We start from the raw sequence: 20402 nt of genomic DNA on the forward strand, positions 1-20402 counted from the left end.
CCAGACGATGAGTTACCTGCGCCCCGCTGCTGCGGTTGAAACAGAAATTGAGATCAATCGCAGCCGCTTTATCTGCAATTTGGAGATTGTTGAGAGCCGCCAACAGGCAGATCAGTTTATTAGCGCTATCCGGGAGCGTCACCCTAAAGCGAACCACCATTGCTGGAGCTATATCGCGGGTCTCCCGGATGACTTCCATCAGTGGAATTTCAGTGATGATGGTGAGCCAAAAGGCACCGCGGGTCAGCCGATGCTGAATATTCTCTGTCACAGCGGTATGGGTAATATATGTACCGTAGTCACCCGCTATTTTGGTGGTATAAAACTCGGCACCGGCGGTCTGGTCAGAGCCTACGGCCAGTCAGTTCAATCAGCACTGGCCCGTTGTGATACTGAAACCATTATCCCTAAAAAACAGATTCGCTTAATCGCACCCTACAGCCTGACCGGTGAGCTTGAACAACTGATCGTTCAGTTTAATCTTAGCCAGTGCGAAAGAAGCTTTGACTCAGATCTAACTGTCGTCGCGCTGATAGAAGAAACCCGGCTGGCGGAGCTTAAAACGGCCCTGACGCCTCACCAGCACCTCATCTCCCTTAAGCTCTGTTGAGTATGCATCAATTGAGTTGAACTCAGTTAAGTTCATCCCTAAACACCATCGCATGAGCGGTTTCCAGCGCCTTACTACGCTTCGTATGACAAAAACTAGCCGGAATAAGATCCAGAATTTTTAACCGTTGCAGGATCTCCTGCACAATAGGATTGAGACCGATGATATGGACATTCCGCCCTACTCCCTGTGCCTCAACTATCATATCTTCGATAGCCAGCGCAGTAGATACGTCGATCAGAGGAACCCGGCTAAAATCCAATAACAAAGCATCATGAGGCCGACAATCCTGAAGTTTACCGGACAGGCCTTTCGCTGCGGCATAACTGACAGGCCCGTCAAACTGATACAACACAACCCGCCCCCGGGTCTCTGCCAATAGCTTTCGTTCGCGTTTACTTAAGCTCTCATCATTACCGGCGTGGCTATCGATTATCCTGATACTGTCCAGCTGGTTATCTGACAACCGCTTAACAGTAACAACATTGGCGATAAACACGCCTACAAACACCGCGGTGACCAGATCTGCCAGCACTGTAAGGCAGAGCACCAGTAACATTAATACCGCAACAAACAGCGGTGCATGATGCAAGCGCAACAGAAAGCGCCAGTCGATAATATCCAGGCCAACTTTTATCAGAATACCCGCCAGTACAGCATGGGGAATATTTTCTGCCAGCGGGGCTGCCCCCAGCACCACAAAAACCAACACTAAAGCATGCACGACACCGGCAATCGGCGTACTGCCACCCGCTTTAATATTTACCACCGTACGCATCGTTGCACCGGCACCCGGCAGACCACCAAACAGACCAGCCATCATATTACCAACGCCCTGACCGATCAGTTCACGGTCAGAATCATGATAATTTTTGGTCATGTTATCGGCCACCAGCGACGTTAACAGCGAATCTATTGAGCCTAATACCGCCAGCATTAATGCAGCAAATAACATCTCGCTAAGCAGATCTAAAGACAAAGCGGGCATCAACAGCTGCGGTAGACCAGTAGGAATAGCTCCGATAACCGTCAAGCCAGAATCCAGAAATACCAACAGGTAGATCAGTGTACCCAACACCAATGCCAATAATGGCGGTGGCACTGTGACACTGATAGAACGGGGACAGAAGAGAACGATTGCCAGACTCACCAGCCCCAGCATCAGTGCCGGACTATCTGCACCGTTGAGATACTCTGGAATAAGAAACAACGCCTCTTTAGCACTGGAAGACGCACTAAAGCCAAACAACGGGCCTAACTGTAGCAGGATAATAATGAGACCAATACCACTCATAAATCCTGATATCACCGGAAATGGGACCAGAGTGACATACTTGCCCAGTTTTAGCAGACCAAACAGCATCTGCAATATTCCTCCCATAATAACCACAGTGAAGGCTAATACAGGGCCTGTTGCAGGATCGATCGCAACAAATTGAGTAAAGACAGAAGCCATAACGACAGTCATCGGCCCGGTGGGACCTGAGACCTGTGCCGGCGTGCCACCAAAAAGTGCAGCAAATAAGCCGACAAAAATAGCACCGTAAAGTCCGGCTATCGCACCCGCACCGGAAGACACACCAAATGCCAGCGCCAGGGGCAAAGCCACAACCGCAGCCGTTACTCCCCCCAGCAGGTCGCCTTTTAGGTTATTAAAATGAAGCCCGTGGATCAGTGACATTGGCTAGCCTGATGATATTTTATTGTTATTTTCTTCGGGGGCTGTCGCTATCTAAAATACAAGATTCACTCAGCAGCTGTGCTGGCACAATGAATATTTAGTCTAACGATGGAAAAAATTCTTTAAAACAACTGTTTGATAATCATCACTTTGAGAGATAAAGTATCAACCTTACAGTGAGTTAAATGTTATTGTGTTTCATTGAACTGCTGTAACCTGTCATTTCATTTGATTACAGCGAGATAACCAAGGGTTTATATGAAGTTCGCCGATAATCCGAAGCAAGCTGCTGAATTTTTGCGCCAGGCAATTCCATTAATGGTTAAGCATAGTATTCCGCCTAACCCGCTCAACTACTCTCTGTGGTATGCCTATGTTTCTCAGGCTCTACCTGAGTTAAATACACAGATGGACAAAACACTGGAGGTATACGGGACCTGTCCCAATATTGTCAGTGAAAAAATGTTCAGGGAGTATCTGCTTAAAGGTGAAATAGAAAACGCAGAAGATATCCAGAATGCTCTGCTTTCTGTGATGGGGGATCTTGAATCTTCCGCCTCATCCACCGCGCAGGATACTGAAGCATTTAATGAAGTGTTGCAGGATAGTCTTGCAGCACTACGTGACAGCAGTGATGATCAGTCACTTGAAACTATTATCCAGAAGCTGGCTGTAAATACCGAAACCATTAGCGAAAGTGCACGTCAGTTTCAAAAGAAGATCGATGATGCCCAGGCCGAGATAAATACCCTAAAGGAAGAGCTGGAACAAACCCGTCAGGATGCAACTATCGACCCTCTTACCGGGCTGTTTAATCGCCGGGTGTTTGATATGGAACTGGAGCAGTATTCCAGTGCAGCCAAACCTGATGTATCTCTGGTGATGGTTGATATCGACTTCTTTAAGAAATTTAACGATACCTACGGCCATCAAATGGGCGACAAAGTGCTTCAGTATGTCGCAAAGCTGGTGATGAATGAATGCCCCGCTCCATTTCTTCCGGTGCGCTTTGGCGGCGAAGAATTTGCCATGCTGCTGCCTGGGCAAGATACCTCAGCTTCTGCAGCACTGGCGGAGAAGGTACGGTTAAAGATTCAGTCGATCAGAATAAAGCAAAAGAAAACCGGCGATGTGATCAGTTCAGTCACAGCCTCTTTCGGTGTGGCCCGTCTAGCGCCAGGAGAGTCAGTGGAAAGCCTGATTGCCAGAGCGGATGCATCGCTATATAAAGCGAAAGAAGCTGGTCGGAACAACGTTCAGACGGCGGATTAGAACAAATCCAGACGGGACCCACTCCCATCAAGCAAGTTCTTTTTAACAAGTTCTTTTTAAAAAAGCCCCCTTCCGGGGCTTTTTTTGTACGCTTATTTAGCCAGCTTAAATTCAGACAAAAAAATCCCCGGTCTGAAATCAGCCGGGGATAATAATCGATGAAGGTATTACTTAACTTGCTGGTTCACGCATAGTCACAAACTCTTCAGCCGCAGTCGGATGAATACCTATGGTGGAATCAAACACAGCCTTAGTCGCACCGGCTTTAAGTGCAACCGCGATACCCTGAATAATTTCACCGGCATCTGGCCCAACCATATGTACTCCCAGAACCTTATCGGTATCACGATCAACCAACATCTTCATGAAGGTTTTTTCGTCACTACCACTGATCGTATGCTTCATTGCTCTGAACGTGGATTTATAGACATCGACATTAGGGTAGAGTTCACGACTTTTTTCTTCACTTAAACCAACAGTACCGATATTGGGCTGACAGAATACTGCAGTTGCGATCAGATCATAATCAACCTGCTTACTCTCTCCTGCGTACAGATTGCGTACCAGCGTCATCCCTTCGGCCAGCGCAACCGGTGTTAACTGAACCCGGTCAATTACATCACCTACGGCATAAACCGAAGGTGTAGCTGTCTGAAACTGATCATTAATGACAATAGCACCATTGCTCTGTTGCTCTACAGAAATGTTCTCCAAGCCTAGATCCATCACGTTAGGAACCCGACCTGTTGCATACATAATAGTATCGGCTTCCAGCGTAGTACCGTCGGTCAGATATGCTAACAGAGAACCATCGGCCTGCTTTTCAATTTTCTCAATATTGGTATTGAAACGCAGGTTAACGTTTTTCTTAGCGACCTCTTCTGCTGTAAATTCACGTACTTCCTGATCAAAGCCGCGCAAGAACATATCACCACGGTAGATCAAAGACGTTTCAGCACCAAGCCCGGCAAAGATACCAGCAAACTCAACTGCGATATAACCACCGCCAACCACGATAGCCCGCTTCGGGAACTGATCCAGATAAAAAACTTCATTCGAGCTGATAACATGCTCGCTACCCGGAAATTCAGGAACAAAAGGCCAGCCGCCCGTCGCAATCAGAATGCGCTCAGCGGTGTATTCTTTCCCGGCAACAACAACCGAATTCGGTCCGGATATTTTGGCCCGGCCATCAATTAGATTTACCCCGGAATTCGCCAGCATATTGCGGTAGATTCCATTAAGACGCTCGATTTCCTTGGTTTTGTTATCCCGCAGAGTTGGCCAGTCAAACTTCGCTTTGCCAACATTCCAGCCAAATCCAGCTGCATTTTCAAACTCTTCGCTAAAATGAGAGCCATAAACAAACAGTTTCTTAGGCACACAACCCACATTCACACAGGTACCACCCATGTAGCGGTCTTCAGCCATACCTACCCGTACACCCATCGCGGCAGCCATACGTCCGGCACGTACACCACCGGAACCGGCACCGATAACAAACAGATCAAAATCAAACTCTGCCACAGGAATCCCCTCAATACTGAAACGAAATAAAGACCTTTTAATTATATGCAGGCAAAAAAATTAAGTCGCCGCACAGGCCTTTTTTAAGATGGCACCTAATCTACCTGTAGTTATGCCCTGATGCCAATAGAGTTAAGCAAAATAGCTGATAGTGCTTTTCTATAAGATGCCGATTGAACTTTACTAAAGAGAGCGTTAACGTATCCGCCCACTGTTAACCCGCCACCGGAACCTCCATGAAACTGATCTCTTTTAATACCAACGGTCTACGTGCCCGCCCACACCAGATCAAAGCTCTGATCGAATCCCACCAGCCAGATGTGATCGGTATTCAGGAAACCAAAGTTCACGATGACGAGTTTCCGGTATCAATGATCACAGACATGGGCTATCACGTAGAGTTCCACGGTCAGAAGGGACATTACGGGGTTTGTCTGATCTCTAAGCAAGCACCACTTAGTATTGAAAAAGGCTTCCCCGGCGACGACGAGGATGCTCAAAAGCGCATGATCATGGGCGAGTACGATATCGATGGCTGCCGTATTAAAGTGCTTAACGGTTACTTTCCTCAGGGCGAAAATATTGCTCACGAAACTAAGTACCCAGCCAAACGAAAATATTATGCCGACCTGCAGGACTACCTGGAGCAGCAATGCGATCCAGAACAGGCGTTAGTGGTTATGGGGGATCTGAATATATCAACCGAAGATAAAGATATCGGTATCGGTGAACCCAACCGCAAGCGCTGGCTAAAAACCGGTAAAGCAAGCTTCCAGCCAGAAGAGCGGGAGTGGCTCAGCAAATTACTGGGCTGGGGACTTAAAGACACTTTCCGTAAACTACAACCGGATACCGATGATCGATTCAGCTGGTTTGATTATCGCAGTAAAGGCTTTGACGCAGAGCCTAAGCGTGGCCTTAGGATTGATGCCGTACTGGTCACAGATTCACTCTATCAGCGCTGTGTAGCCGCCGATATCGATTATGATATCCGGGCGATGGAAAAGCCTTCGGATCACGCACCGATCTGGGCTGAATTTAAATAAGTGATATTAAAGGCTGACGTTTAGCCTGGCAAAAAACAGGGCCTGATCAGGCCCTGTTTGTTTATTCAGAGACGCTACTGACAAAACCTGGCGGTTTAACTACTAACAGGTCCGCATGCAAATTATCCAGAATACGTTCAGTGGTACTGCCGATTAACCAGCGATCCAGTATCCCTCGGGCGACTGCACCAATAACCAGCACATCAATATGCGCTTCTTCAACGTACTCAAGCATAGCCCGATGGGCTTCAGTCTCCTTCAGAGTAACCGCTGTACTATGTGTACTTAGCCCAAAAGGCTCTAGTAGCAGATTCAGGGCTTCGACATGCTCGCCACGCACCTTACGCTGCATTCCCTCAAAATCTGTTACCAGATGTTCATCAAAAATTGCCGAATGCGGCAGCACATTAAAACTATGCAGCACCTTCAGGTCCCCCTCAATCGTCTGCACTATACGGCGGGCCCAATTTAAAATCTGTTTATCCAGCGCCGCCGGGCTATCACTCTCATGGAATGGATCAACGGCAGCAGCAATATGCCCGCCATCCGACCAGGGCTTCTGCTTAACCAGTAGCAAGGGCACTGGACACTGTCTGATCAGCATCCAGTCACTCTGATCGAAGATGTAATGTCCCAATCGACTGTGTTGTTCAACCTGATGTATCACCATATCTGGCTGATACCGTAATACTTTACGTACTATCGATTCCGCGTGGTGCCTTTCCCAACACACGTCAGTAGCCGCTTCTATGCCCTGAGCCTCTAACTGACTGGCGATAAGCTCAAGGTCGTCTTCCGCTTTATGAATATAGCCATGCTCCGCACGCAACAACGACTCTTTATCAAACAGATAACTGTTACGCAGAGATGCGTTATAGCAACAACGAAACAGCTCAACCTTTGCACCGCTGCCCTCTGCCATTCGTAATACTTTCTCTATCAGCAGATAGAGATCCTTGCCCTGCTCTACGTTCACCAGAATTTTACGGATATCCACGTTAAAGCCTCCAGTACCTCAAGTCCTCACATAAGCATGATTCAGACAGGCCAATTTGCAAATCTAATCTTCAATTAAACACAAAGCTTGTCCTAATTATCGGCTTAGGGCTTTACAGGTGAGACGAGTAAGAGCTTTAAAATTATCCTTTAAACATGAGGTTTACTCTCAGAGTCCTATAAATCTCTTTTATATTAGATATTAGCAATATATAATATAAAAATTCTGGCCTACTGGCCTTCTTATAACTTTAATTAAACAGTTCTGAGGTTTTTATCATGACGCTTAATGCTGCATTGCGCCTGATGGCCGGTTCCGTAATTCTTATCAGCCTTGCACTAGGTACTTATGTTAACCCAGCCTGGTTCTATCTGACCGGTTTTGTTGGCCTGAACCTGCTGCAATCAGGTATCACTAAATGGTGCCCCGCGGTGACTATTTTCCGTATGTTCAAGCTGAAAGAGCAAAGCTGCATGACCGGCATGAGCGTACATCAGGGAGTACATATTATTGCTGGTTCAGCGGTACTCATTACTGTCGCTGCATTTATGTTCTTCAATGCTCCTCAATGGGTGCTGTACATCACAGCAATCATGGGTGCGAGTCTTTTACAATCCGCATTCTCTGGCTGGTGCCCGGCATTTACTATTGCAGGCCTGCTGGGTTTCAAGAAAGCCACCTAATATGAAGGGTCATTAGCACACCAAAAAAAACGCCGTTTAACGGCGTTTTTTTATGATTTTAAATTGTATTGAGAGAGTTCTAACGGCTTCCAGATTCATTAACGCTGCTTCGATTTCGCTAAAGCACGGGCTAACGCTTTCTTTTTCTGACTCCCCTTGCTGCCTTTACGAGCCCTGTTGAGTTTACGATTCATATCCGGCTCAAAGCCGGTTAGCCACTGTTGTAATAACTGGCTATCCAGGCGTTCCTGAATTGCATCCAACAGCTCAGACTCTTCTGGGCTGACCAGTGAAATAGCTTCGCCGCTATTACCTGCCCGACCGGTTCGACCGATTCGATGGATATAATCTTCAGAATTAAATGGCAATGCATAGTTAAGTACTACACTTAACTGCTCTATATCCAGGCCTCTGGCCGCCAGATCTGTGGCCACCAGCGCTTGCAGCTGCCCCTCCCGGAACTGCTCTAACACAGTATTACGATGCTTCTGACTTTTATCCCCGTGCACTGCAGCACTACTGATACCCGCTTCTGTCAAAGTCTGTGTCAGCTTATCTACCTGCTGCTTTGTCCGGCAAAAGATAAGCACCTGTTGCCAGGCCTGGGTTTTCAACAAATATTCAGTGGCTGCCGCTTTGCGATCAGGATCGATAGTATAAATCCGTTGTAACACATCAATCGCGGCACTGTTACGCTTATCAACCTCGATTAGCGCAGGCTTGTTAAGCAACTGCTTACTAAACTTAAATATCTGATTATCAAAGGTCGCCGAAAACAGCAGTGACTGATGTTCAATGGGAAGTTGTTTTAGAATCTTAGCGATATCTTCACTGAACCCCATATCCAACATCCGGTCAGCTTCATCCAATACCAGTGTTTCTACGGCACTCAGATCAAGTTTTTGCTTAAACAACAGGTCTAATAACCTGCCCGGTGTGGCGATAACGATATCTGCACCTTGTTCCAGCTGCAGTATCTGCTCGTCAATTGAGGCCCCTCCGTACACAAGTACCGACCTGAGCTGAGTATGACAACCGTAAGCGATAAAGCTCCGGTGCACCTGTCGCGCCAGTTCACGGGTCGGAATCAATACCAATCCCCTGATAACAGAAACGTCTCTCTCTTGTTGTGAGCGCTCGGCCTTGAACTTTGCCTCAGTAATACGCTGTAGTAATGGAAGAGCAAAGGCCGCTGTTTTGCCGGTACCGGTGCGGGCTCCGGCCATCAGGTCTTTACCCTGCAAAATTACCGGAATAGCCTGTTCCTGAATGGGAGTCGCTACCTGATAGCCTTTCTCAGTTACCGCACTGATCAGTGCTGCGTTAATACCTGTTTCGCTGAATTGCATAGCCGCTTTCTGTCTGAAAATTTACCGCTATATTACCAGATTGGTCGCTCAGATCAGGCAGTGATAGCCGGCATCCTGGAAAATACCCCCTTATTCGTTCACATCAGAGCCAGCATAATTCCGGTAATAGACAGCAACATCAACATGCCGATTACACATCGTCTCAATAGTTGCTCAGGCAGACGCTCAAACAGATGAGAGCCGATAAAGATACCGCATAACATAGGCAAGACCATTACCAGGCTTTGCAGTAATAAGGCTTTATTAACCAGACCATGCCCCGCCGATGACATCAGCAGAATAATATCGGTGGCCAGAAAGAACATCACCAACGTAGCCCTTAACGTGCGGATCTCAATATTGGTGGCGGTAAGAAACACAGCAACAGGCAGCCCCCCTACCGCAGCCGTGCCATTACAGATCCCCGATCCCATCCCGAGTACCGCTAAGGTCTTCACGCCACTGCTGCCTTTATACTGCCAGCCGCTGAAGAGCAACAGGCTGAGTATCAGCACCATCACTGAGATCAGCAAACGCACTATATCCGGCTCCAATATCACTAGCAGCATAACCCCCACCGGCGTTGCTATGAGTGTTCCTCCTAACAGAGGCCACAACACAGACCAGGCAGTATCACGCCAGGAATGAATAATCATCTGAGCACTGGCTACTATTTCTAACATCGCCAGCATAGGCACCACTAGCACGGGTTCTAAAAATAGCGTTGCTGAAACCACCACCAATGACGAAAAGCCAAACCCGATACAACCCCGGACTAAACCGGCAACCATAACGACAAGACCCAGCAACAGCCATTCTATTGGCGACATTAGACACTCCATGAAAGATGACGAATTAAGGAGCCGGCGAATAAGCCCCTAACGCTTCTTTCAGTGTCCGGCTTTAACTAATGCATAAACAGCACCAGCTATCGCCTTGAAATAGAGCCAATATTAGGCAAGGATATCTGTCTGATAAATCGCCAGCTGCTCAGCTGTTCGCCGAACATCAGGGTCGTTGACAGAACTGATAGAGCAAAGATAATTGATATAAGCTGAGGGTAAACCGGCCTCTTCAGCGCCAGTTATAACGTGCTGTTTATACCAGTTAAAAGGCTGTAGCCTGGCATCAATAGCAGTGGCGTAATAAAGAAAGGCGGAAAAGCTCAGGCTATCCTGCTGTAGCAGGATCTGTTTTCGCTCATATCCCTTCCCCAAACCTTCATAACTATCCAGCACAATCCTTTCGCCCGTTGTCAGGCTGAATAAGACGCCATGAATAACATGCTCATTATCCCCGGTATAAAACGCATCACACTTGGCCGAACCGTCGCGGCCCTTTTTATGGAATCTCAACTGATGCCGGGCTAACACTGCCCGACCTTTAAAAACACAACCAGGCACTCTGGCTCTGATACGAGCCAGTGACATATTGGAGCCATAGGCAAAATAATTAAGAATGTCATCCATCTTTTGAGCATAGCTCAATATCGATACAGCTTTAGCTTGTATGAAAAACTCTCGGCAACACAACAGGTTACTCAAACCGGTTACTGTCAAGCCATCAGCCAGGGCACATCATGCTAGGATGTTGGCATAGATTCAGGGGATTCGGTTTGCTGCAATATAACCTACTAAAAACACTTAAATTACTGTTACCAGCGTTGGCTTTAGCGCTGTTATCACCGCTATTCTACGGTTGGCTGCAGGAGTTTGATTACGCGCTTCTTAAATTATTAGGCCATCTACCCACGCTTCTGGCAGTGATTAGCTTGCTGCTCTGCATCAGTTTTAATCAGGGCAGGTTACTACTGGCAACGGTAAACCTGTTACTGCTGTATCTGGTGATTCAGCATCAGTTACAAAGCTCGCTGAATATTCCGTCAAACTTTGTGCTCTTTAGTTTACTTAGCCTGCTCTTCCCTGCGCTTCAGATATTGATTAGTTTCCTGCCCGAACGGGGACTAAGTATGCGTTGGCTGGCGAGACGGTTACCTATCATTGTTGCCGGTTATCTGTTCTGTTGGCTGGCTGCCGTCAATAATCTGCTATCCGACTGGATCAGCAGTCTACCCGTTGGATTAATTCAGCTGGCATTTGAGAACTGGCTTATTAGTCAGTGGGCTGCATTTGTATTTCTGCTTGCCGGACTGGCTGGCAGCCTGATTCTCTATTTCAGAGGCACACTGGCTGATGCAGCCTTGCTAACGGCTAGTTTGGGCTGTGCTATTATGATTTCGCTATTCAATCTGCCTTACATTTCACTGACAGCCGTCAGTGTCTGCTTACTGCTGATTCTGTTTACCATTCTCTTTAACTCCTACAGCATGGCCTTTATTGATGAACTAACCCAGCTACCCGGCCGCAGAGCGCTTGAGAACACCCTGAGTAGCGCCGGACGCCGCTATACACTGGCGATGGTCGATGTGGATCATTTTAAAAAGTTTAATGATACTTATGGCCATGATGTGGGCGATCAGGTTTTACGAATGGTCGCCAGCCAAATGAAGAAAGCGGCTAAAGGTGCATCGGTCTACCGCTACGGCGGTGAGGAGTTCACATTGGTATTCCGCGGAATGGACGAAGCGACAGCCCTGCCTATTGCCGATAAAGTACGACAAGCCATTGCCGATTATCCCATGCGAATCAGGGATAAAGATCGACCGGATGATGAAAAACAAGGTCGTAAAAAGCGTAAAAAGAGAGGCCCGACCAAAGACACTGAACAGGTCTGTATCAGTATTGGTTTATGTCAAAAAACAGACCAGCATAAAGATAGTCAGATGGTGATAAAACAAGCCGACGAAGCCCTGTATATGGCAAAACAACAAGGCCGGAACCGTTGCATTGCCAGTCACACAAAGTCACCGCGAAAACCTAAAGTAACGGCAACCGCATGAACATTTTTCACGCAACTTGCTATACAACCGGCCGATAATCTCTTTACGCTATACATACTAAAACTCTAACGGAGCTGTTGTGATGGATATCAATCCACTTCAAAGCCAGACTAATTCGACCGGTACCCAACCCGCAAAGCAAACCGAGTCCTCTGCCAGTCAGGCTAAAGCCCAACAAAATCAGGCCATTCTACAAAGCTCATTGCAGGTGAGTATTAATAGTGGCAACGATTCCCTTGCCCTGCTCTATCGTACCGCCGTAGAAGAGCTGAACAAGGTGCTAGAAACTGATCTGGGTAACAATTCAATCCAACAGGCCTATGACTCAGGCCTGGATGTCAGCCCGGAAGCAACCGCTGAACGCATTGTCAGTATGACCACCGGTTTTTTCAGCAGCTATCAGACGCAGCATCCTGAAATGGACTTTGAAACTCAGGTTCGTTCTTTTACTGATCTGATCTCAGGCGGTATCGATCAGGGTTTTAGCGAAGCCCGGGAGATTCTGGATGGTTTACAGGTGCTGGAAGGTGATATCGCTGCAAATATCGATCAGACCTACGATCTGGTGCAGGCCAAGCTCAATGCCTTTATGGATACAATGCTAAATCCGGAACAGCAGTCACAGGGTACCGAATAATAAACTTAAACATCTGTATTCAATAAAAAAACCGGCCTTTAGACCGTTTTTTTTAAATCTCAAAAAGCATACCTTATTCGCCCATAAACCGAACTGGCATCTTCAAACTGACCAAAGAAGGTATGCGGGTTATCGCCCCCAAACAGATTGCCACCCAGCGCCATGCTCAGATTATCATCAAAGCGATAGCTAACCGATGGTCGGATAAAATAATCATCATCACTGGGCGAATAATAACTAAAGAGTGACCAGATAAGATTATCCTGCCACATTCGATAATTTAATCTGGCGGTATACAGGTTCCGATATTGAGCGGGATGATAAGGAGATGCCGACGCGCTTTCTAAAGCGGTATAGTCCAGCGTCTGTTCCAGATAATACTGCACCCCAAGGGTTAACTTAGGCAGCAGCTCCCGCTCATATCCCAACAGAAAACGAAACTGATCATTGGGTTTTAGTGGATCATCGCCAGCGCTATCATCAGCCATATGCAAAGCGATTTCGGCGTTAGCCACCCCTTGCCCCAGATTACCCCGCATGCTGGCACCCAGCACATCCAATCGGGTAAAAATCGGTTCATTCAGAGCATTCAGGCCATTGGGTTGTTTCTGAAAGCCACGATAACCATAAAGCGCCCACTCGTTACTGTTAACAGTACCGGAAATACGTACAGCTAACTCGCCATTTGCAAAGCTGTTAGACGGCTCCTCAGCATCTATTTTACCGGCAGGTGCCGCCACATTCTGGCCGACCTGAGGTGAAAACCATGAGAAGCGGTCGCCATTAATGTAGCGATCAGAGGTGAAATCAGGCATCCACACCAGATCCAGACTGGCTGTGTCACCAAAATAACTGGCCTTCGCGGCGGTTACCGGCGCTTTAAGGTATTCGGTATCACGCCCGGCGAAATAGGACTGCCAGTCTTTGGGGAACATATCATTGAGAAACAGAAGGTCCCCGGTTCCCCAGGTCAGTATCTGTTGGCCCAGTTTAATATCAACCGATTCAGTGGCGCTGAAGCTATATGATGCCTCGCGCAGATCCGCCCGCATTCCATGCTTTATGCCGTCAGCATAAAAGTCAGCCTTCAGACTGTAGCGGTTGTCATTGTGAAAACCGCTGGTTTCCAGTCTGACCCGGATATCCGCTAAGGTATATTCTTCATCGAGGGCCGGATCGTCCTGTAACCGATGGCCTGTGCCGGCTTCTATAAAGCCGTTCCAAACACTCGATTCCTCTTCAGACCAGCTGTCATCACCCCAGCTATCATCATTTCTTTCATCCGCCCGGGCATCGCCAGAAGACTGATTATCTGATTGATCATCTAATTGGGCCATAACGGGATTTGTGATGAGAGAACCCGCTAACAACAAAGGGAACAATACAGTCTGAGTTTTATTCAGCATTCCGGCTCTCCACTACTGTTTCGGACGCTTAAGCCACTGACGAGGTGGGTTACGTAACGAACGTTCTGAAAACACAGCCGTCTCCATACCCAGATCGTAACGAATAAAACGGAACTCCATTGTGGTACTGGCACCACTCAGCAGATCACTGACTTTTGACTTAGTCACTGTCGGAAAGCCCTGAATAGTCTCAGTAGCCAGCACTTCTACCCGACGATAGAGTTTATCGTTGGCGTTATAGTATTCAATTTTAACCGGCAGCATGCTGCTCTTTTCGATCCATACCTGATAACGACTAAATTCGACAGAAGCCGCATTTTTAGCGCTACTTTCCAAAACATAATGCTCAGCATTTGTTTCAAGTAAACGATGATTATCATCGCTCAGATTGCGACCTGAAACATCTTCATAGAAAAAGTGTGAGCCAACAAAGCTGGTACGCTTATCGCCGGCAGAGATACGCTTAACCAGATCCAGCCCCGGCAGATAGAGCCAGCGATCGTCATCCCCCTGAGCATGCTTTTCAACCAGAAATACCGTATTGCGCACATCGGCAGGGCGACTGAATACCACCAGAAACTGCTGATCACCACCATCGGCGTGATCACGGCGAAGAATAGTAAACTGACGCTGCTGCTTACGACCTTGTGCGTCTTCAATCAGCATGCGGGCTTCTGAGCGACCATCATCACCCCGATAATAGGATGCGACATTGGCCTTTTTCACAATCTCATTTACATCGGTTAGTTCCTCAGCCTGCACCGCTGTAGTCAGGCCTAATACCCCAGCCAGAGCAATACTTAAAAAATGCTTAAACATGACTTTTCTCCTTCTCTAACTGGTCTTTCTTAACGCCGAATAGTGCATCTTTATTACTAATCATCTGCATTACAGCAGGTAACAGAACAATGGTAACAACCGCCGATACCGCCATAATGGTGGCAAGGAAGAAACCAACCGTAATATATGGCACTAATGGCGCAAACAGTAGTGGCGTAAAGCCAATAGCGACAACCACTGCGTTACGACTGATGGCACGGGATGGCCCTTTATAAACTTCATTAACGGTTTGCTGCCAGTCACCACACCGACGATAGATAGCCCGGGTACGTTCCAGAAAGTGAATGGCGAAATCAACCGACAGCCCCAGCGTCAGCGCTGACAGAACCGCAATTGGCATATCGTAATCTTTTCCGATTACCCCTATCAGACCATAGATAAACAGGATAGTGACCGTCAGAGGCAACATCGACAGCAGACCAATTTTCACCGAACGGAACAATAAAACCATCATCACCAGCACCATCACAAAAGCGCCCATCAGGCTCTTCAGCATGCCGTTAACCATGGCATCCTGCCATACCACGTTGATATAGGTCAGCCCTGCCCAGTTAAGCTTTACGTCCTGCGGCAGAGGATGCTCAGCTACATAGGCATCCACCAGTGCCAGCACCTGACTCATATCCTGATTATCACCGCTACTTAACTGCAGCCAGAGAACAGTCGAACGATAGTCAGGGGTTACCATGTGCCATAGATCATCAGGTCGGTGTGAAGACTGAAAACTCAGGATTGTCTGCGCCGCCGCGGTTGCATTTGATGGCAAGCGATACTGTTCTTGCTCTCCTCCCTGCAATTCACGGTATACGGTTTTCAGTAAAGTAGGCAGGCCGTTACTCTTACCAATATATTCAGAGCCATCGAGATAGTTCTGTAGGTTGTCCAGATATTGCAGCGCCTCAGGGGTTAAAAAATACTTCCCTTCGCTTTGTGCCTGCTCAGTCAGATCAAGTAACGCTAACCATAAAGATTCATTATCTGCATCGTCATAACTAAGTTGATCAAACAGGTTAATCAACTCATCACTATAAGCGGTAAAGTCTTCACCGGACACCCCGGCCAGTTGCGGCTGCAGATCGACACCCTGCTCAGCGGCTCTGTCATTGAGTGATTGCAGTAGTTCAGTTTTAAGATCACCTGATTTATCTAACACAAGGAATGCATTATAAGTGCCTGGGAAATGGTGATTCATCACCCGGTCAGCAACCCTTAGCGGATGGTCTGATTTAAACCAACGCACCGGGTTATCATTAATCTGAATCTGTGCGACGCCGTAACCACTACCGACAATAACCAGCACAAACAGCACCAGCAATGTCTTAGCTTTGGCAATAGAAAAGCGACCGGTATATGACAGCAACCGTCCCAAGCGAGAGCGATCATCTTCTTCGATATTGTGATCCTGCAACTGGGCCATACGCTTAGGTGACAAGCTGATGATATAAGCCGGCACCAGAACAATGGTCAACAGGAATGCCAGCATAATACCGAAGGCCACATGCAGTCCGAAGATCTGTACCGGTGGAATCGGTGTAAAGGCTAGCGAGGCAAAACCTACCGCCGAGGTCACTGAGGTAAATAACATCGGTGTAAACAGATGACTCAGCACTTCTTTCAACGCCGCTTTGGGATCCTCTCCCGGACGATAGCGATCGGCAAACTCCGACAAGATATGCACTGAATCAACCACCGCGATCGGCATCAGAAATATCGGGATCATTGAGCTCATGATATGCACGGTGTAGCCCTGGCCAATCAATAGTCCCATAGTGATAATAACTGAGCCCATCGCCACAATCATTGGCGCACTGATCAGTAACAGACTACGAAAGAAGAACCACATCAGAATAAAAATCATCAGACCAGCTAAAGGTGCTGAAATCGCCATCTGGATAAACATCTCTACACCAAAGGTATCCTCAGCGACCGGCAAACCTGAAATGTAATACTCACTGCTACCCTTCAGATTATCAATCTCTGTCTGAATCAGATTGGAGATGCGGTAGCTTTCGGACTTTTTGACAATCGGGATATAGATACCCGCCGCCTGTCCGTCACCGGACACCAGAGTATTATTCAGCAGGGGCAAGCGTTCAACTGCAGTACGGATCTGGTCGATGCCGGCCTGATCCTGTGGTACCTGTTTCATCATCCATTCAAAACGGATAGTACCTGGTCCGTCGCTATCAGAGCTTAGCTGACTGATGTTATCAACCCGGTCCAGCGACATAAGATCCTGACTGATCACACCCTCCATCCCGACGATCGCTTCAGAGAGTGTCTGTAACTCGGTCAGACTCTGACGATTATAAATCCCCTGCTCACCGGTATTAACCACACCCAGGACAATCATGTCATGCAGGCCGAAGGTCTGTTTAACCTGATCATGGAATAAACGTGCCGCATTATCATGGGGCAGCATGTTTTCCGGGTCGGTATCCACCTTGATCGAAGGGATCTGTAAGCCTGCCAGAACAACAAGAAGAAATACCCCCCAGAACACCGTTTTCGGGCGATTCATACTCAGATTGATCAGTGCGGATTTAAGCATGTTGAAGACCTGTTTTACGTTATAACTTTTTGTCGAATGAATGTATTATATTAGAATATACTAATATTTTAAAGAGCTACATTAGAAAATTGAGATTTAGCCGGTAATACTCTAGAATCGGCTGATATATGCGGGGTTTAAAGTGATCCTTAAAATGCTGCAGCAATAATAAGATGATGGAGAAACCATTGAGTATTACAGATCAGCAGATGAGCCCAGAGACCCTGGCGATGATGAAAGAGAATTCAAGCAAAGCCGCAAAGCTGATGAAAGCACTGGGGAATGAGAGTCGACTGCTGATACTCTGCTATCTGGATGGCAAAGAGCTTTCCGTGACCGAACTTAATCAATGCCTGGACCTGAGTCAGTCCGCGCTGTCACAACATCTGGCGGTACTGCGAAAAGATGGCTTGGTAAACACCCGCCGAGAATCTCAAACTATCTACTACTCCCTGTCAGGCAATACTGCGACCCGTATTATCCATACCCTACACGAGATGTTCTGTCCGACGATCTGATCCGCGAAATAATTATCGGCATAATAAATTATCGACAAAAAAAAGGGCTTAATATAAGCCCTTTTTTAATCCTACCTTCAAAACCGGCAATACCAAGCATAAGTACTACATGGCAGTAGGCATAAAAACCCGCTATACGACAGGTTCTTAGTGCTTGTTCAGGTTCAGGTTCACTTAAACAACCGTCCAGCTCGATGACAGCAACGGCTGTAGCTGCTCTTTAACCTCATCCGGTATCACGCTACCCACACCTGTTGGTGCATCAAATGCCGCCATTGCTTGTACCAGAGCATCGACATTTTCATCGTGCAAAATAGCATCGCGGGTTTCTATCTGTTCAACCTTATAAGTATCTCTTTTATACCAGCGCTGAATCGTTACCTGATCATCACTACCAATCACATCAACCACCAGGTCTTCACCGTTACGGCTAAACCACAGGCTATCGGTGGTTTCGGCCTGACCGAAGACAATGCGATCAAGATCATCTATTCCACCTCCGTTCAGCTCATAGACAACATCCTGACCATCACCTTCATCAAACAGATATTCATCTCCGCCAAGGCCTCCCAACAAACGGTCATTACCTGTTCCACCGATCAATACATCATTCAGATCAGTGCTTTTGATATAATCGTTACCAGCAGCGCCATCTATTGCAGCAATATTAATAAGTTCCGTTTGTGTAAATATCAATCGGTTAGACATGTGATTACCCAGGATAATATTACTGCCTGCACCGCCATCGATCTGTTCAATACTACTGGTCGCGGCATGGCTCTTTAAGCCAATCTGATCATCAGCATCCGTAGCTATCACCCTATCAAAACCTTCTCCACCGTTATAACGGTCATACCCTTGTTCAGATGCTGTCAGGAATCGATCATCGCCCTCACCACCAAAGAGACTGTCATCGCCTAATCCCCCTATCAGGAGGTCATTGCCAGCGGAGCCTTTCAGAGTATCGTTCCCCCCTCTGCCATCGATATGAGCAATATTAATTAATTCTGTTTCGGATAAATCGAGGTAGTTTTTACCGTCATGCCCGATAATCACATTGTGGCCTTCAGCCCCATCAATCAGTTCAAGAGACTGGTAAGGTTTGTGTTTTTTAAGGGCAATTTGATCGTCCTGCTCAGTGCCCATCAAGATGTCATAGCCGAGATCACCGAATACAGTATCAAAACCATTATCGCCTGCGGTTAATACGAAGATGTCATCTCCATCACCGCCGTTCATCACATCATTACCAGCACCACCGACAATGTGATCATTACCGGCATGGCCATAGAGCTTATCGACGGCATTCCCCCCTTCAAGACGATCATCTCCCTCATTACCGTAAAGGGTATCTCTACCTTCACCACCTTCAAGCCAGTCGTCACCCTGAAGTCCGCTAAGAATATCATCACCATTCAAGCCTAAAAGATGATCAGTTCCATCAGTACCCCGCATGTCGTCCTTACTGTTTGTACCCACAATCTCATTATATAGAGGCTCGATCGTTAGCGAGAATTCATTGCTGACAGATAGTCCGTAGCTATCGGTCGCTGTGACTTTTAGCTGCAAGTTTGGGGCATCCATTGGAGGAGTACCTGAGAGAGTCAGTGTTTCAGCATCAAAGGCCAGCCACTCTGGTAGAGCAGATCCATCGGCGTCAGTCACCTGATAGTTTAAAGTATCTCCAGCATCGGGGTCAGTGAAGCTTTCAGGAGGGATAGTGTAGGAGAATAAAGAACCTTCGGATAATGATTGATCTGAGATTTCAGCAATCAGCTGAGGGGCGTTGTTGTAAGCAGCTTCAGTAAGGTAGCTACTGCTCAAAATCGTACCGTCGGCGAACTCCACCGACTCCATCTTGGAGTATGCGTTACTAAACGCATTGATCAGCGTTATCTTGTCATCCGCCACCCCGGCAGGATCGGTGATCGACAACACAATATGATTGCCCTCACGGCTGACAGACACATGCTCGCGCAGGATCCCTTCACCCAGGATCACCTTATCCGCACCACCGTAATTAGCGTTGTTATAGTCGTTTATCGTATCCTGACCATCACCCCGGTTGAACCGATAGGTATCGGCTCCGGTCCAGCCTTCCAGCCGGTCATTACCCAACCCGCCAACCAGCGTGTTGCTGTAACCCCGCTGGCTATAACCGTTACTGTAGCGGTCGATCTTCAGAACATCATCGCCATCACCACCAGACAGGCTGTTATGACCAAAACGGGCTTGTAGAGTATCGTTGCCTTCGCCGCCCTCCATCTGATCATTACCGTCGCCTGCATTCAGACTATCATCACCAGCACCGCCCTCCAGTAGGTCGTTACCCGCACCTGAGGTCATACTGTCACTGCCCGCATCACCACGCATTACGTCATTGCCA

General features: G+C 47.4%; 17 protein-coding genes. 7 read left to right on the forward strand and 10 right to left on the reverse strand.

The genetic code is table 11. The features are described 5' to 3' along the window. Positions 1-7: 7 nt before the first annotated feature. On the forward strand, positions 8-610 hold the full coding sequence (locus tag EHS89_RS16730; RefSeq protein ID WP_124927311.1) for a YigZ family protein: 603 nt from the start codon (positions 8-10) through the stop codon (positions 608-610). A 22-nt stretch (positions 611-632) separates the two neighbouring features. Here the strand turns inward: EHS89_RS16730 and EHS89_RS16735 are convergent, their stop codons facing one another. After that, positions 633-2291, reverse strand: coding sequence for a SulP family inorganic anion transporter (locus EHS89_RS16735; RefSeq protein ID WP_124927312.1), 1659 nt, complete (start codon positions 2289-2291; stop codon positions 633-635). A gap of 258 nt (positions 2292-2549) precedes the next feature. Here EHS89_RS16735 and EHS89_RS16740 point away from each other — a divergent pair, with 258 nt between their 5' ends. Further along, positions 2550-3563 (forward strand): diguanylate cyclase, encoded by a 1014-nt coding sequence (locus EHS89_RS16740; protein ID WP_124927313.1) that lies wholly within the window; start codon positions 2550-2552, stop codon positions 3561-3563. A gap of 171 nt (positions 3564-3734) precedes the next feature. Here EHS89_RS16740 and gorA read toward each other — a convergent pair whose 3' ends face one another. Continuing rightward, a complete protein-coding gene (gorA, locus tag EHS89_RS16745) occupies positions 3735-5090 on the reverse strand; it encodes a glutathione-disulfide reductase (protein ID WP_124927314.1) in 1356 nt (451 codons plus the stop codon). A 236-nt stretch (positions 5091-5326) separates the two neighbouring features. On the opposite strand from gorA, the gene xthA reads away from it, so the two are divergent. Then, entirely contained in the window at positions 5327-6136 is an 810-nt protein-coding gene (gene xthA, locus EHS89_RS16750; protein ID WP_124927315.1) for an exodeoxyribonuclease III, read from the forward strand. A gap of 61 nt (positions 6137-6197) precedes the next feature. Here xthA and EHS89_RS16755 read toward each other — a convergent pair whose 3' ends face one another. Further along, on the reverse strand, positions 6198-7133 hold the full coding sequence (locus EHS89_RS16755; RefSeq protein ID WP_124927316.1) for a universal stress protein: 936 nt from the start codon (positions 7131-7133) through the stop codon (positions 6198-6200). 278 nt (positions 7134-7411) lie between these two features. On the opposite strand from EHS89_RS16755, the gene EHS89_RS16760 reads away from it, so the two are divergent. After that, complete coding sequence (locus tag EHS89_RS16760) at positions 7412-7816, forward strand: YgaP family membrane protein (protein ID WP_124927317.1); 405 nt, start codon at positions 7412-7414, stop codon at positions 7814-7816. Positions 7817-7914: 98 nt separating this feature from the next. On the opposite strand, the gene EHS89_RS16765 is transcribed toward EHS89_RS16760, so the two are convergent. The 3 genes from EHS89_RS16765 to EHS89_RS16775 form a co-directional block, all read right to left on the reverse strand. Next, positions 7915-9165, reverse strand: a complete 1251-nt coding sequence (locus tag EHS89_RS16765) for a DEAD/DEAH box helicase (RefSeq protein WP_124927318.1) — start codon at positions 9163-9165, stop codon at positions 7915-7917. A 98-nt stretch (positions 9166-9263) separates the two neighbouring features. Further along, positions 9264-9995 (reverse strand): sulfite exporter TauE/SafE family protein, encoded by a 732-nt coding sequence (locus tag EHS89_RS16770; protein WP_170167534.1) that lies wholly within the window; start codon positions 9993-9995, stop codon positions 9264-9266. A gap of 123 nt (positions 9996-10118) precedes the next feature. Then, positions 10119-10652, reverse strand: a complete 534-nt coding sequence (locus EHS89_RS16775; RefSeq protein ID WP_124927320.1) for a gamma-glutamylcyclotransferase family protein — start codon at positions 10650-10652, stop codon at positions 10119-10121. 128 nt (positions 10653-10780) lie between these two features. Here EHS89_RS16775 and EHS89_RS16780 point away from each other — a divergent pair, with 128 nt between their 5' ends. Both EHS89_RS16780 and EHS89_RS16785 read left to right on the forward strand, forming a co-directional pair. Further along, entirely contained in the window at positions 10781-12064 is a 1284-nt protein-coding gene (locus tag EHS89_RS16780; RefSeq protein ID WP_170167535.1) for a GGDEF domain-containing protein, read from the forward strand. 82 nt (positions 12065-12146) lie between these two features. Then, positions 12147-12701, forward strand: a complete 555-nt coding sequence (locus EHS89_RS16785) for a DUF5610 domain-containing protein (protein ID WP_124927322.1) — start codon at positions 12147-12149, stop codon at positions 12699-12701. Between the two features lie 59 nt (positions 12702-12760). Here EHS89_RS16785 and EHS89_RS16790 read toward each other — a convergent pair whose 3' ends face one another. Genes EHS89_RS16790 through EHS89_RS16800 form a run of 3 tightly spaced genes read right to left on the reverse strand, consistent with a single transcriptional unit; the run spans position 12761 to position 17498 of the window. Beyond that, the gene (locus tag EHS89_RS16790; RefSeq protein ID WP_124927323.1) at positions 12761-14107 is read right to left on the reverse strand and encodes a hypothetical protein; all 1347 of its coding nucleotides are present in this window, start codon (positions 14105-14107) and stop codon (positions 12761-12763) included. Between the two features lie 12 nt (positions 14108-14119). Next, complete coding sequence (locus EHS89_RS16795; protein ID WP_124927324.1) at positions 14120-14926, reverse strand: outer membrane lipoprotein-sorting protein; 807 nt, start codon at positions 14924-14926, stop codon at positions 14120-14122. Further along, positions 14919-17498: an efflux RND transporter permease subunit gene (locus tag EHS89_RS16800; protein ID WP_124927325.1), complete on the reverse strand. Its 2580-nt coding sequence runs from the start codon at positions 17496-17498 to the stop codon at positions 14919-14921. Before EHS89_RS16800 ends, EHS89_RS16795 begins: the two co-directional genes overlap by 8 nt. A 209-nt stretch (positions 17499-17707) precedes the next feature. Between EHS89_RS16800 and EHS89_RS16805 the strand changes: the two genes are divergently transcribed. Continuing rightward, complete coding sequence (locus EHS89_RS16805) at positions 17708-18016, forward strand: ArsR/SmtB family transcription factor (RefSeq protein WP_124927336.1); 309 nt, start codon at positions 17708-17710, stop codon at positions 18014-18016. Between the two features lie 174 nt (positions 18017-18190). On the opposite strand, the gene EHS89_RS16810 is transcribed toward EHS89_RS16805, so the two are convergent. Further along, the coding region (locus EHS89_RS16810; protein ID WP_211340361.1) for a putative Ig domain-containing protein at positions 18191-20402 on the reverse strand (2212 nt) is incomplete at its 5' end.

It is taken from the genome of Amphritea balenae, from assembly GCF_003858655.1.
Taxonomy (GTDB): Bacteria; Pseudomonadota; Gammaproteobacteria; order Pseudomonadales; family Balneatricaceae; genus Amphritea; species Amphritea balenae.